Annotated in this window: 8 protein-coding genes; 7 read left to right on the forward strand and 1 reads right to left on the reverse strand. The window is 54.1% G+C overall.

Annotated features, from left to right (window positions below; all coding sequences use genetic code 11):
* Positions 1 to 16: 16 nt before the first annotated feature.
* The 6 genes from ACT3TF_RS04000 (at position 17) to sucD (ending at position 9,397) form a co-directional block, all read left to right on the forward strand.
* The gene (locus tag ACT3TF_RS04000) at positions 17 to 727 is read left to right on the forward strand and encodes a succinate dehydrogenase iron-sulfur subunit (RefSeq protein WP_096281444.1); all 711 of its coding nucleotides are present in this window, start codon (positions 17 to 19) and stop codon (positions 725 to 727) included.
* Positions 728 to 1,122: 395 nt separating this feature from the next.
* Positions 1,123 to 3,957 (forward strand): 2-oxoglutarate dehydrogenase E1 component, encoded by a 2,835-nt coding sequence (locus tag ACT3TF_RS04005; RefSeq protein WP_096282398.1) that lies wholly within the window; start codon positions 1,123 to 1,125, stop codon positions 3,955 to 3,957.
* Positions 3,958 to 3,995: 38 nt separating this feature from the next.
* A complete protein-coding gene (gene odhB / locus ACT3TF_RS04010; RefSeq protein WP_444671626.1) occupies positions 3,996 to 5,615 on the forward strand; it encodes a 2-oxoglutarate dehydrogenase complex dihydrolipoyllysine-residue succinyltransferase in 1,620 nt (539 codons plus the stop codon).
* Positions 5,616 to 5,741: 126 nt separating this feature from the next.
* Positions 5,742 to 7,181 (forward strand): dihydrolipoyl dehydrogenase, encoded by a 1,440-nt coding sequence (lpdA, locus tag ACT3TF_RS04015; RefSeq protein WP_096281440.1) that lies wholly within the window; start codon positions 5,742 to 5,744, stop codon positions 7,179 to 7,181.
* A gap of 177 nt (positions 7,182 to 7,358) precedes the next feature.
* Positions 7,359 to 8,525 (forward strand): ADP-forming succinate--CoA ligase subunit beta, encoded by a 1,167-nt coding sequence (gene sucC / locus ACT3TF_RS04020; RefSeq protein WP_008958560.1) that lies wholly within the window; start codon positions 7,359 to 7,361, stop codon positions 8,523 to 8,525.
* Positions 8,525 to 9,397 (forward strand): succinate--CoA ligase subunit alpha, encoded by an 873-nt coding sequence (gene sucD, locus ACT3TF_RS04025; RefSeq protein WP_193063408.1) that lies wholly within the window; start codon positions 8,525 to 8,527, stop codon positions 9,395 to 9,397. The genes sucC and sucD overlap by 1 nt, the downstream gene beginning before the upstream one ends.
* A gap of 116 nt (positions 9,398 to 9,513) precedes the next feature.
* Here the strand turns inward: sucD and ACT3TF_RS04030 are convergent, their stop codons facing one another.
* A complete protein-coding gene (locus ACT3TF_RS04030) occupies positions 9,514 to 11,454 on the reverse strand; it encodes an exoribonuclease II (RefSeq protein WP_444671627.1) in 1,941 nt (646 codons plus the stop codon).
* Between the two features lie 161 nt (positions 11,455 to 11,615).
* Between ACT3TF_RS04030 and ACT3TF_RS04035 the strand changes: the two genes are divergently transcribed.
* Positions 11,616 to 12,413 carry an HAD family hydrolase gene (locus ACT3TF_RS04035; RefSeq protein ID WP_444671628.1) on the forward strand — a complete coding sequence of 266 codons (798 nt, stop codon included), beginning with the start codon at positions 11,616 to 11,618 and terminating at the stop codon, positions 12,411 to 12,413.
* The last annotated feature ends 30 nt before the right edge of the window (positions 12,414 to 12,443 follow it).

Here is a 12,443-nt window from a genome sequence, read left to right on the forward strand (position 1 = left end):
ACGAGAGGGAGTCACTATGTCCAATCTTCAGGTATCCGTATACCGCTATAATCCGGAAACCGACTCCGCACCTTATATGCAGGAGTTTCAGGTCGATACCAAAGGCCGCGATGTAATGGTGCTGGATGTTCTTCATCTAATGAAGGAGCAAGACAGCGGTCTGGCGTTTCGTCGCAGCTGCCGTGAAGGCGTTTGTGGTTCAGACGGCATGAACATGAACGGCAAAAACGGCTTGGCTTGTATCACGCCGCTGTCAGACGTTGTGAAAAACAACAAGCTGACCCTGCGCCCACTGCCTGGCTTGCCAGTTATCCGCGACATGGTCGTTGATATGGGCTTGTTCTATAAGCAGTACGAGCGTATTCAGCCTTACCTGCAAAATGATACGCCGGCGCCGGCTATTGAACGTCTACAGTCTCCGGAAGAGCGCGACAAGCTAGATGGCCTGTATGAGTGTATTCTGTGTGCATGCTGTTCTACGTCGTGCCCGTCATTTTGGTGGAATCCTGAGAAGTTTGTGGGTCCTGCTGGTCTGCTGCAGTCATATCGCTTCCTGGCCGATTCTCGTGATACGGCCACCAGTGAGCGCCTGAGCAACCTGGAAGATCCGTTCTCGGTTTTTCGGTGCCGTGGCATCATGAACTGTGTGGCGGTATGCCCAAAAGGCCTGAATCCTACTCGTGCGATTGGTAAAATCCGCGAAATGCTACTCGCCGATGCTACCTAAACGTATGACATTTGAGTAAAAAAGCGGGCGGCGCTTAAGTTGAGCAACAATGCCACTTAAATCATCGCGCTTCGCTTGTTATCATAGGGTTCGTCACGTGGTGCGGCGTCGCGTCGCACTACTGACCAGGCAAGTTTGAAAGCCGGTGCCTTGGGTACCGGCTTTCGAGCATGAACTGAAGATTAAAAGCCTTATGAACCGTTAGGTGATGAATTGCTAGACGACGAATTGCTTGATGAAGAATTGCTTGATGAGAAATCGTTAGATGAATAGGGTTTCCGGCCGCTGGCCGGCGCCGCCGGTAAATGTATCGCCCCGCCGGCAGGGCAACAGCGATGTCGCCGCACGCTTGCGACGATACCGATACCACCCCATCAGTGCAGGGTGACCGAGAGATGCAACAAGGCATAATGGAGTTGATGTGGCGTTCCTCTCACGTTAGTGGCGGCAATGTTCACTACGTGGAAGCGCTTTACGAGCAGTACCTCGCAGATCCTGAGTCTGTCCTTGACGAATGGCGCAGCTATTTTGATCAGCTGCCTCGTCCCGAGGGCGGCGCCTCCCACGATGTCCCACTAAGCCCAGTACGTGATCAGTTCTACCAGCTGGGGCGTGAAAATCGCCCGGGCCGCGTAGTTGCCGCTGCCGATAGCGGAGAGAACAAAAAGCAGGTGAAAGTCCTGCAGCTGATTAACGCCTATCGCTTCCGTGGTCATCAAAAGGCCAATATTGACCCGCTAGGGCTGCGTAATCCCACCCCCGTACCGGACCTCGATCTGTCGTTTCATCAGCTTTCAAAAGCTGATTTGGATACCGAGTTCCAAACCGGTTCTTTCTTTCTGGGCATCGACAAAGCACCGCTGCGCGATATCGTGGATGCGCTGGAGCGCACGTATTGCCGCTCCATCGGCTGCGAAATCATGCACATTGTCGATACAGAAGAAAAACGCTGGTTACAGCGGCGTTTTGAGTCGGTTCGCAGTGCGCCCGAATTCAGTGCTGACGTGCGCAAGCACGTTTTAGAGCGCTTGACGGCGGCTGAAGGTTTGGAGAATTACCTGGCATCCAAATATCCAGGTACCAAGCGTTTTGGCCTTGAAGGCGGCGAAGCGTTTGTGCCAATGATGGATGAGCTCATCCAGCGTGCCGGGGGTTATGGCACCAAGGAAGTGGTCATCGGTATGGCACACCGCGGGCGACTCAACCTGTTGGTCAATATTTTGGGTAAAAACCCAACTGACTTGATCGACGAGTTTGATGGTAAAAAAGTTATCGAGCGTGGTTCAGGCGACGTTAAGTACCATCAGGGCTTTAGTTCTAACGTCATGTCTCCGGGTGGCGAAGTTCACTTGGCCATGTCGTTTAACCCATCGCACCTAGAAATCGTGGCGCCGGTGGTAGAAGGCTCGGTTCGCGCTCGTCAAGATCGCCGCAAAGATGAAGATGGTAGTAAAGTGCTGCCTATCAACGTCCACGGTGACGCTTCCTTTGCTGGTCAGGGCGTAGTGATGGAGACATTCCAGATGTCCCAGACCCGTGCTTATAAGACCGGCGGTACCGTCCACGTTGTGATTAATAACCAAGTGGGCTTTACCACGTCACATCCGCTGGATGCACGTTCTACCGAATACTGCACTGATATTGCAAAGATGGTTCAAGCGCCTATTTTTCATGTTAATGGCGATGATCCGGATGCAGTACTGCATGCTACACAGGTCGCTCTCGACTATCGCCAGCAGTTCAAAAAGGACGTGGTGATCGATCTGGTTTGTTACCGCCGTCGCGGTCACAACGAAGCTGACGAGCCGTCCGGCACGCAGCCAATGATGTATGCAAAAATCAAAGGCCATCCCTCTGCACGCACGCTGTATGCCCAGCGCTTAGTTGATCAGGGCGTGCTGTCAGAAGAATCCGCCAAAGAAATGGTGGAAACATATCGCAATGATTTAGTCGCAGGCAACCATGTTGCCAATGCGCTAGTGCAAGAACCCAATGAGTCTCTGTTTGTCGACTGGGCACCCTACCTGGGTCATGAGTGGTCGGGCGATGCAGACACTACCTTCGAGATGAAGCGTCTGCAGCAGCTAGCCGCACGCATGTGTGAGGTTCCAGACGGTGTCGAAGTCCAGCGCCAGGTCGCTAAGATTTATGAAGATCGGCGCAAGATGCAGGCCGGTGGGCTGGCACTTAACTGGGGGTTTGCAGAAACTCTCGCTTACGCCACGTTGCTAGAACAAGGTCACCCGATTCGTATTACCGGGCAGGACGTAGGACGCGGTACTTTCTCTCATCGCCATGCGGTGGTGCACAACCAGAAAGACGGCTCGACCTATGTTCCGCTGCAGAATATGACCGATGGGCAGCCGTGTTTCACCATTCACGACTCCTTCCTGTCGGAAGAAGCGGTGCTGGCATTTGAGTATGGCTACTCAACGACCGCGCCGAATGACTTGGTGATCTGGGAAGCTCAGTTTGGTGACTTCTTTAACGGTGCCCAGGTGGTAGTGGACCAGTTCATCTCCTCAGGTGAGACGAAGTGGGGCCGTGTGTGTGGTTTAACCATGCTGCTACCCCATGGCTATGAAGGCCAGGGCCCGGAGCACTCCTCAGCACGCTTAGAGCGTTTCTTGCAGATGTGTGCCGAGCACAATATGCAAGTATGTGTGCCGACGACGCCTGCGCAGATTTATCATTTGCTGCGTCGTCAGGTGATCCGTCCGCTGCGTAAGCCTCTTGTGGTGATGACACCTAAATCGCTGCTGCGTCATAAAGAAGCGATCTCGAGCCTTGAAGATCTTGCCCACGGCAAGTTCCACATGGTGCTTGCTGATCAAGCGGACCTGGCACCGGAAAAGGTCACACGTGTTGTACTGTGCGCTGGCAAGGTTTATTACGACTTGGCAGCTTCGCGCGCGGAGAATGAGCGTGAGGACACGGCGATTCTACGCCTTGAGCAGCTTTATCCCTTCCCGAAAGAAGAGCTTCTGGAAGCGCTTAAGGACTATACCAACGTAGAACACATTGTGTGGTGTCAGGAAGAGCCGCTGAACCAAGGCGCCTGGTACTCTAGTCAGCACAATATACGTGCGGTGGCCGATATGTTGAAAGATGGCTTCGGGCGCGATTTGAAATTCGCAGGACGTCCTGCCTCTGCTGCTCCGGCAGCCGGCTATATGTCCGTCCATACTGAGCAGCAGCGCCAGCTGGTGGAAGACGCTTTTAATCTATAAGCGGCCACTGGATTTAGAGAACACATAAGGGAAACGACATGGCTACTGAGATCAAAGCGCCAACCTTTCCGGAATCCGTTGCCGAAGGCAGTGTGGCGGCGTGGCATAAAAAGCCGGGTGATCGCGTTGAGCGTGACGAACTGATTGTTGAAATTGAAACTGACAAAGTGGTGTTGGAAGTCGTCGCCCCAGAAGCTGGCGTTCTGACTGACGTAATGGCCGAAGAGGGCGATACCGTTCAGTCAGAGCAGGTGCTTGGCAAAATTGGCGAAGGCAGTGCGTCTGGTGACAGTGGCAAAAAAGAAGAGAAATCTTCTGACGATGACAGTGCTGAAAAACCCGCTGAAAAATCTGACGACAAGTCGTCTGAAGAGAAGCAAGACAAGTCGTCTGAAGAGAAGCAAGACAAGCCTGCCAGTAGCGGTAACGGTGGTGGCAAAAAGCACGATGTAAAAGCTCCCAGCTTTCCTGAGTCGATTCAGGAAGGCACCGTGGCGACGTGGCACAAAAAAGTAGGCGAAGCGGTTAAGCGCGATGAAGTGCTTGCCGACATCGAAACCGACAAAGTAGTGCTGGAAGTCGTTGCACCGGCAGACGGCGCCCTGGCTGAAATTAAAGCCGAAGAGGGTAGCCAGGTAGAATCCGAAGCGATTCTGGCCGTGTTTACTGAAGGTGCTGGCGGCGATAGCAGTGGTGCTGATGCAGCGCCTGCTAAAGCAGACAGTGGCAGCGATGATGATGGTGCCGATGAGAAAGTGGGCGACAAAATTCTCGCGCCGTCTGCGCGCAAGATGGTCGCTGAGCACGACTTGGATGTCGCCAAGATCGAGGGCACCGGTAAAGGTGGCCGCATCTTGAAAGAAGACGTTCAGAAAGCAGTGAAAGACGGCTCCGCTAAGAAAGCTGCTAAGGCTGCTGCACCGGCGAAAGCGGCCGCTGCACCGGTGGCTGAAGGTGAGCGCGTTGAGAAGCGCGTACCCATGACCCGCCTACGCAAGACGATTGCTAAGCGTTTGGTTGAGGCGCAGCAAACCGCGGCCATGCTGACCACTTATAACGAAGTGGACATGACCGCAATCATGGCCCTGCGTGCGCAGTACAAAGATACCTTCTTAAAAGCCCACGATATCAAGCTGGGTTTTATGGGCTTCTTTGTAAAAGCCGCTTCAGAAGGGCTTAAGCGTTTCCCTGACGTGAACGCGTCTATCGACGGCACCGATATCGTTTATCACGGCTACCAAGATATCGGCGTTGCGGTATCCACTGACCGTGGCTTGGTTGTGCCGGTACTGCGTGATACCGACAGCATGAAAATTGCTGACGTCGAGCGCTCGATTGTCGACTTCGGTAAGCGTGGTCGTGATGGCAAGCTGGGCATGGACGACATGATCGGCGGCACCTTTACCATCACCAATGGCGGCACCTTTGGCTCTTTGATGTCGACACCGATTATCAATCCGCCACAAACGGCCATTCTGGGTATGCACAAAATCCAGGATCGCCCAATGGCCATCAACGGTAAGGTTGAAATTCGTCCGATGATGTATCTGGCGCTTTCCTACGACCACCGTATGATCGACGGCAAAGACGCCGTTCGCTTCTTGGTTACGTTGAAAGAATTGCTGGAAGATCCCGCACGTCTGCTGCTGGATGTCTAATAAGTCTTTGCGCCGTTGTTAACGCCGGCGCTTAAGCTTAATCAGGATGTATTTGCAATCGCACACTGCCTCTCGCCCGATTTAAGTCAATAGCTGGTGAGAGGCTAGCAAGCTAAAGGAGCCAACATGGCTGATAAGTTTGATGTGATCGTCATCGGTGCCGGCCCTGGTGGTTATGTTGCCGCTATCCGCGCAGCCCAGATGGGCTTGAAAGCGGCTTGTGTCGAAAAATGGATCGGCAAAGAAGGCAATGTCGTCCACGGCGGCACGTGCTTGAACGTAGGCTGTATCCCGTCTAAAGCGCTGCTTGAAGCCTCGCATAAATTTGCCGAAGCCAAGCACGATTTTGATGATATGGGTATTCAGGCAGGTGACGTCACGATGGACGTTGCCAAGATGGTTGCGCGCAAGGACAAGATCGTTAAGAACTTGACCAGCGGCATCTCTGGCCTCTTCAAAGCCAACGGTGTAACGGCTCTCGAAGGCACCGCTAAAGTGATTTCTGGCAAGCAGGTTGAAGTCACCGATGCTGAGGGCAACACCTCTACTTACGACGCCGATAACATCGTTATTGCCGCAGGCTCTGTGCCGGTTGAAATTCCGCCGACGCCGTTGACTGAAGGCCTGATTGTTGATTCTACCGGCGCGTTGGAATTCACCGAAACACCTAAGCGTTTAGGCGTTATTGGTGCAGGCATTATCGGCCTTGAGCTGGGCAGCGTATGGAACCGTTTAGGTTCTGAAGTGACCGTGCTTGAAGCGATGGACTCCTTCTTGCCAATGGTGGATGCCACCGTTGCCAAAGAAACTCAGAAACTGCTCAAGAAGCAGGGCCTGGATATTAAGCTTGGCGCGCGCGTGACCGGCTCTGAAGTCAAAGGCGAAGAAGTCGTTGTGACATATAGCGATGCCAACGGCGAGCAGGAAATGACGTTTGATAAGCTCATCGTTTGCGTGGGTCGTCGTCCGTACACCAAAGGCGTGATTGCCGATGGCGTTAGCATTGAGCTTGACGAGCGTGGCTTCATTTTTGTCGATGACCAGTGCCGTACTAATGTGCCGGGCGTTTACGCTATCGGTGACTGCGTACGTGGCCCGATGTTGGCACACAAAGCGTCTGAAGAAGGCATTATGGTCGCCGATATTATCGCGGGCCATAAAGCCGAGATGAACTACGACACTATTCCTAGCGTCATCTATACCTACCCGGAAGTGGCGTGGGTCGGCATCACTGAGCAAGATGCCAAAGCTAAGGGTATCGAAGTCAAAACCGGTACCTTCCCCTTCGCGGCCAGCGGCCGTGCGATGGCTAATAACGCCACCGAAGGTAGCGCCAAGATCATCGCTGATGCAGAAACCGACCGTATTCTCGGTATGCACATCGTGGGTCAGCACGCCGGTGAAATGATAGCCCAGGGCGTGATTGCAATGGAATTCGGCTCTAGCGCTGAAGACCTGGCCCTAACCTGCTATGCACACCCGACTATGTCGGAAGCTGTGCACGAAGCAGCGCTTGCAGTAGACGGCCATGCGATCCATATGGCCAATCGCAAGAAGCGTAAATAATTCAGTAAGCAACAACGAAGCGCCACCTATGGGTGGCGCAACACTTTCGGCTTTGTCGTCATACGCAAAGATCGAAAGAACGGGGATGACCAGTTCTTTTAAGACCGTTCTTGTAAGACTGCTCTTAAAAGAAAACTGATCATCGTTCGAGTCACATGCAACCAATGGCATGAATCGATGAATCTTCACGAGTATCAAGGTAAACAGCTGTTTGCCGACTATGGTCTACCAGTGTCTAAAGGCTTTGCTGTCGACACCCCCGAAGAAGCGGAAGAAGCTTGCAAAAAAATCGGCGGAGACATGTGGGTTGTTAAAGCCCAGGTTCACGCTGGTGGCCGCGGTAAAGCGGGTGGCGTTAAGCTGATCAAAGATCCGGCTGAAGCCAAAGCATTCGCAGAAAAATGGTTAGGCAAGAACTTAGTAACCTTCCAAACTGACGAAAAAGGTCAGCCGGTTGCCAAGATTCTGGTTGAAACCTGCACTGACATTGCTGATGAGCTGTACCTCGGCGCTGTTGTTGATCGTACTACCCGTCGCGTTGTCTTCATGGCTTCTACCGAAGGTGGTGTAGAGATCGAGACAGTTGCCGAAGAAACGCCGGAAAAAATTCTTAAAGCAGAAATCGATCCGCTGGTCGGCGCACAGCCGTACCAAGCGCGTGAACTAGCGTTTGCACTGGGCCTGAAAGGCGACCAGATCAAACAGTTCACCAAGATTTTCCTAGGTCTGTCGCAGTTGTTCCACGACAAAGACTTGGCGCTGTTGGAAATTAACCCGCTGGTTGTCACCGAAGAAGGCAATCTGCACTGCCTCGACGCCAAACTGGGCCTCGACAGCAATGCGCTGTACCGCCACCCAGACCTGCAAGCTATGCGCGACCCGTCTCAAGAAGACCAGCGCGAAGCCGATGCGGCGAAGTGGGAGCTTAACTATGTGGCGCTTGATGGCAACATCGGCTGTATGGTAAATGGCGCAGGCTTGGCCATGGGTACGATGGATATCGTTAACCTGAGCGGCGGCAAGCCAGCAAACTTCTTGGACGTCGGCGGCGGCGCAACCAAGGAACGCGTAGCTGAAGCGTTCAAAATCATCCTGTCTGACGACAATGTTAAAGCCGTACTGGTTAACATCTTCGGCGGTATCGTACGTTGCGACATGATTGCTGAAGGCATTATCGGTGCCGTTGAGCAAGTCGGTGTCAATGTGCCGGTTGTCGTACGTCTAGAAGGTAACAACGCCGAGCTGGGTGCTGAAAAATTAGCGTCTAGCGGTCTGAATATCATCGCGGCTACCAGTCTGACCGACGCGGCTCAGCAGGTCGTTAAAGCGGCGGAGGGCAAGTAATGAGCATCCTGATCGATAAGAACACCAAGGTCATCTGCCAGGGCTTTACCGGTGGCCAGGGCACGTTCCACTCCGAGCAGGCGATTGCCTACGGTACGCAAATGGTCGGTGGTGTTACGCCGGGCAAAGGCGGCCAAACGCACCTCGGTCTGCCCGTGTTTAACACCGTTAAAGAAGCGGTAGAAAAAACCGGCGCGGAAGCTAGCGTTATTTACGTACCGGCGCCATTCTGTAAAGACTCAATCCTTGAAGCGGCGAATGCCGGTATCAAGCTGATTGTGTGCATCACGGAAGGCATTGCTACGCTAGATATGCTCGAAGCAAAAGTTAAATGCGACGAGCTGGGCGTACGTCTGATCGGCCCTAACTGCCCAGGTGTTATTACACCGGGTGAATGCAAAATCGGCATTATGCCGGGCCACATTCACCAGCCGGGCCGCGTCGGCATCGTATCGCGTTCAGGTACTTTGACCTATGAAGCCGTTAAGCAGACAACTGATCACGGTTTTGGTCAGTCTACCTGCGTTGGTATCGGTGGCGACCCGATTCCTGGTTCTAACTTCATCGACATCCTTGAGATGTTCGAGAAAGACCCGAAAACCGAAGCCATCGTTATGATCGGTGAAATCGGCGGTACGGCTGAAGAAGAAGCGGCGGCTTACATTAAAGACCACGTTTCTAAGCCAGTGGTTTCTTACATTGCCGGTGTTACTGCACCTCCTGGCAAGCGTATGGGCCATGCGGGCGCGATCATCTCTGGCGGTAAAGGCACCGCTGACGAGAAGTTTGCGGCCCTTGAAGACGCCGGTGTTAAAACCGTGCGCTCTTTGGCTGAAATTGGCGATGCGCTAAAAGAAGTCACTGGCTGGTAAGTGCCGGTCGGTTAGCGTTGACGCTTCAAAAGAGCACCTTCGGGTGCTCTTTTTTTTTGCCTATAAAAAAACGACGCTTAAATAAGCGCCGTTTTGACTAACGTCGTGTTTTGTCGTTAAACAGCAGGCTTAGCGACCAGTGAGCGAGTCTCTTCGCGGGCTTCGGTCAGCACGACGCGAAGCGGATCGCCCAGCTTATAGCGTTCTTCTCCTTCGATCTGAATACGGCCCTCTTTATCATCAATCACCACTTTGCTGCGATCACTGTGCATTAAGGGGGCGGGCACAAACGCCGTTGCGCCATTTTCAAGCAGACGAACGCGCATGCCGCCACGATTGATGGCCATAACTTCGGCTTCAAACGTGTCTTGATTCTGCGCGGCAGGCGTTAGATAGCGGACGTAAAGCCAGTCTTTAACATCGCGCTCGGCCATACGATTCAAGCGACGGCGCTCCGTCAACTGCTCGGTGAGCTGCTGAGTAGCTTCGGTGGGGGCCTGTTCGCCTTTAAGCACAAGTTTGATGAGGCGGTGGTTGACCATGTCGCCGTACTTACGGATTGGCGAGGTCCAGGTGGCGTAGGCCGCAAGACCCAGGCCAAAGTGCGGGCCAGGCTGTGCCGACATCATCGTGAAGCCTTGAAAGCGGCGCAGGCGAGCGTCTAGCCAAGCGTCATCGCGGCTTTCCAGTGCGCGCTTAAGCTCGGTGTAGCGGGCAAGCTCGGTTAACGCTTCGCGATCTACCACGATCTCCTGGCCTGCCAGGAATTCCTGGGCGGCTTCGGCTTTTTCCGGTTCAAACGCGCGGTGCACGTTAAAGATCCCGTGGCCGATGTTGTTTGCCAAGAAGTCGGCGCAGCAGGCATTGGCCACAATCATCGATTCTTCGATCATGCGGTTGGCAATGCGGCGCTCTTCGGTGCGCACTGCCAATACGTTACCGGCCGCATCCAAATCAAAGACGTAGTCCGGGCGGTCTTTAAACACCAGTGCGTGTTCGTTGCGCCAAGCGGTACGCGCTTCGGTTAAGTCGCGCAGCGCTGAGAGCTGCTCGGCGATATCGTCCGCCGGTGCCCAGTCGCCTTGGCCTTCAATCCAGTCAGAAACGTTGTCATAAACAAGCTTGGCGTGGGACTTAACATTGGCTGCAAAGAAGCGATACTCGCCCAGGCTGCCGTCGGCATTGATGTCCAGCGTGCAGGCTAGCGCGGGGCGATCTTGGTTTTCCCACAGCGAGCAGAGGTCGTCGGCCAGCTGTTCAGGCAGCATGGTGACATTCTGGCCAGGCAGGTAAACGGTAAAGGCGCGAACGCGGGCTTCTAAATCAGCGGCATGGCCTTCTTCCACGTAGGCGGTGGGGTCGGCAATGGCCACGCTTAAACGCCAGCCGCCTTCGGCACGGATGGCGACGTGCAAAGCATCATCCATATCGCGGGTTTTCTCACCATCAATGGTGAAGAAGGGCGTGGACGTTAAATCTTCGCGGGTAAGGCCTTCATCATGCAAAGGCCATTCGCTGCCTGCATCGGGGCATTCTTGCTCCAGCGCGTGGCGGGCCAGGGTAACGCGCCACGGCACGGCCGGGTTATCACTTTTAGCAACCAGCTCATCAATCTGGGCAAAGAAGGCGCGGTCATCGGCTTTGAGTGGATGACGCACCAGGCGAGCAACGACCCAGTCACCGTCGGCAATGCTGTTTTCATCAAGGCTGTTTTTAATCCGCGCCTTGATCACATTTTTAATCGACGGATGATCGGGTACCACGGCAAGCCGACCTTCACGCTTTTGCACGCGGGCCACAAATCGATCCAGCCCAGCCTCAATCAGCTTTTCGGGCTCAACGGATTTTTTGTCACCGTTCTCGTGGATAACCGCTTCCACGCGATCACCGTGAAGCACTTGCTTCATGGCCGGCGGCGGCACGAAATAAGATTCACCGTCGTCGGTTTCGAGAAAACCGAAACCTTTGTCGGTGGCTTTGATCACCCCTTCAGCGCGGGGGGTGGTTTGACGAATCTGTTGCTTGAGCTGGGCAAGCATGGAGTTATTCTGAAGCATGAGCTCAATCAGTTGGCGAGAGTTAGGGTGCCACTATACGGATTCCCGCAGGCCGCGCCAATTGTCGCCATGCGAAGTTGGCGCTGATGACGGCGAGTCAAAGGCTTACAAGCGCTCAGCCGAATCGGTTAAGCTAAACAGCCACGCCCATGGAGCGCGCTATGACACCTCGCCTGATTGTTTCTGACCTGGATGGAACCCTGTTAGGGGGCGACCACACGCTACATCCCAGCACGGTTGAGGTACTGCGGTCGCTGGTCAAGCAAGGCCATCATGTGGCGCTTGCCTCGGGCCGTCACTATGATGATATGAAGGTGTTTCGCGATCAGCTAGCGATCCCTGCGCATCTGATCAGTACCAACGGTGCCTATGTTCACGATCCGGCAGGCAGGCTGCTGGCGTCATCTCACTTGGCGGCTGAGCACGCGCAGGCGCTGATCAATCTGCCGCGTCCGCCGGAAGTGCGGCTTAATCTGTACCGCGAAAGCGGCTGGCATATTGACCAGGATGCTCCGCAGTTGCTCACCCTGCACGCGTCCACCGGTTTTCGCTATCAGGTAGTTCCCCCCGCACAGATGGATAGCAGTGGCGTCGGCAAAGTGCTCTATTTAGGCGACCCTAATGCGCTAAAACTCCTTGAAGCGCAGGTTGCAGAGGCCTATGGCGACGCGCTGCACATTACCTATTCAACAGATTATTCGCTGGAAATTATGGCGGGTGGGGTCAACAAAGGCGTGGCGTTAGCAGCGCTGCTTGAACGATTAGATTTAACCCCGGCGGCGTGCCTAGCCTTTGGAGATAATCTCAACGATACCGAAATGCTCAACTTGGCAGGGGAGGCACAGGTAATGGCTAATGCCCACCCGGCACTATTTGATCGCGTAAAGGGTGCCGAGCGTATCGGCCATCATGGGGAAGCCGCTGTTGCCAAGTGGCTGCAACAGCGGTTTAAGCTTTAAGCGTTGAGGAACACATTAAACATCCCTGCT

This window comes from Halomonas sp. AOP25-F1-15, assembly GCF_052378675.1.
Taxonomy (GTDB): Bacteria; Pseudomonadota; Gammaproteobacteria; order Pseudomonadales; family Halomonadaceae; genus Vreelandella; species Vreelandella casei.

What these genes read in the sequence shown, in the direction of transcription:
- ACT3TF_RS04000 (WP_096281444.1), top strand. Translation starts at nt 17, where the DNA reads ATGTCCAATCTTCAGGTATCCGTATACCGCTATAATCCGGAAACCGAC.
- odhB (WP_444671626.1), top strand. Translation starts at nt 3,996, where the DNA reads ATGGCTACTGAGATCAAAGCGCCAACCTTTCCGGAATCCGTTGCCGAA.
- ACT3TF_RS04005 (WP_096282398.1), top strand. Translation starts at nt 1,123, where the DNA reads ATGCAACAAGGCATAATGGAGTTGATGTGGCGTTCCTCTCACGTTAGT.
- ACT3TF_RS04030 (WP_444671627.1), bottom strand. Translation starts at nt 11,454, where the DNA reads ATGCTTCAGAATAACTCCATGCTTGCCCAGCTCAAGCAACAGATTCGT.
- lpdA (WP_096281440.1), top strand. Translation starts at nt 5,742, where the DNA reads ATGGCTGATAAGTTTGATGTGATCGTCATCGGTGCCGGCCCTGGTGGT.
- ACT3TF_RS04035 (WP_444671628.1), top strand. Translation starts at nt 11,616, where the DNA reads ATGACACCTCGCCTGATTGTTTCTGACCTGGATGGAACCCTGTTAGGG.
- sucD (WP_193063408.1), top strand. Translation starts at nt 8,525, where the DNA reads ATGAGCATCCTGATCGATAAGAACACCAAGGTCATCTGCCAGGGCTTT.
- sucC (WP_008958560.1), top strand. Translation starts at nt 7,359, where the DNA reads ATGAATCTTCACGAGTATCAAGGTAAACAGCTGTTTGCCGACTATGGT.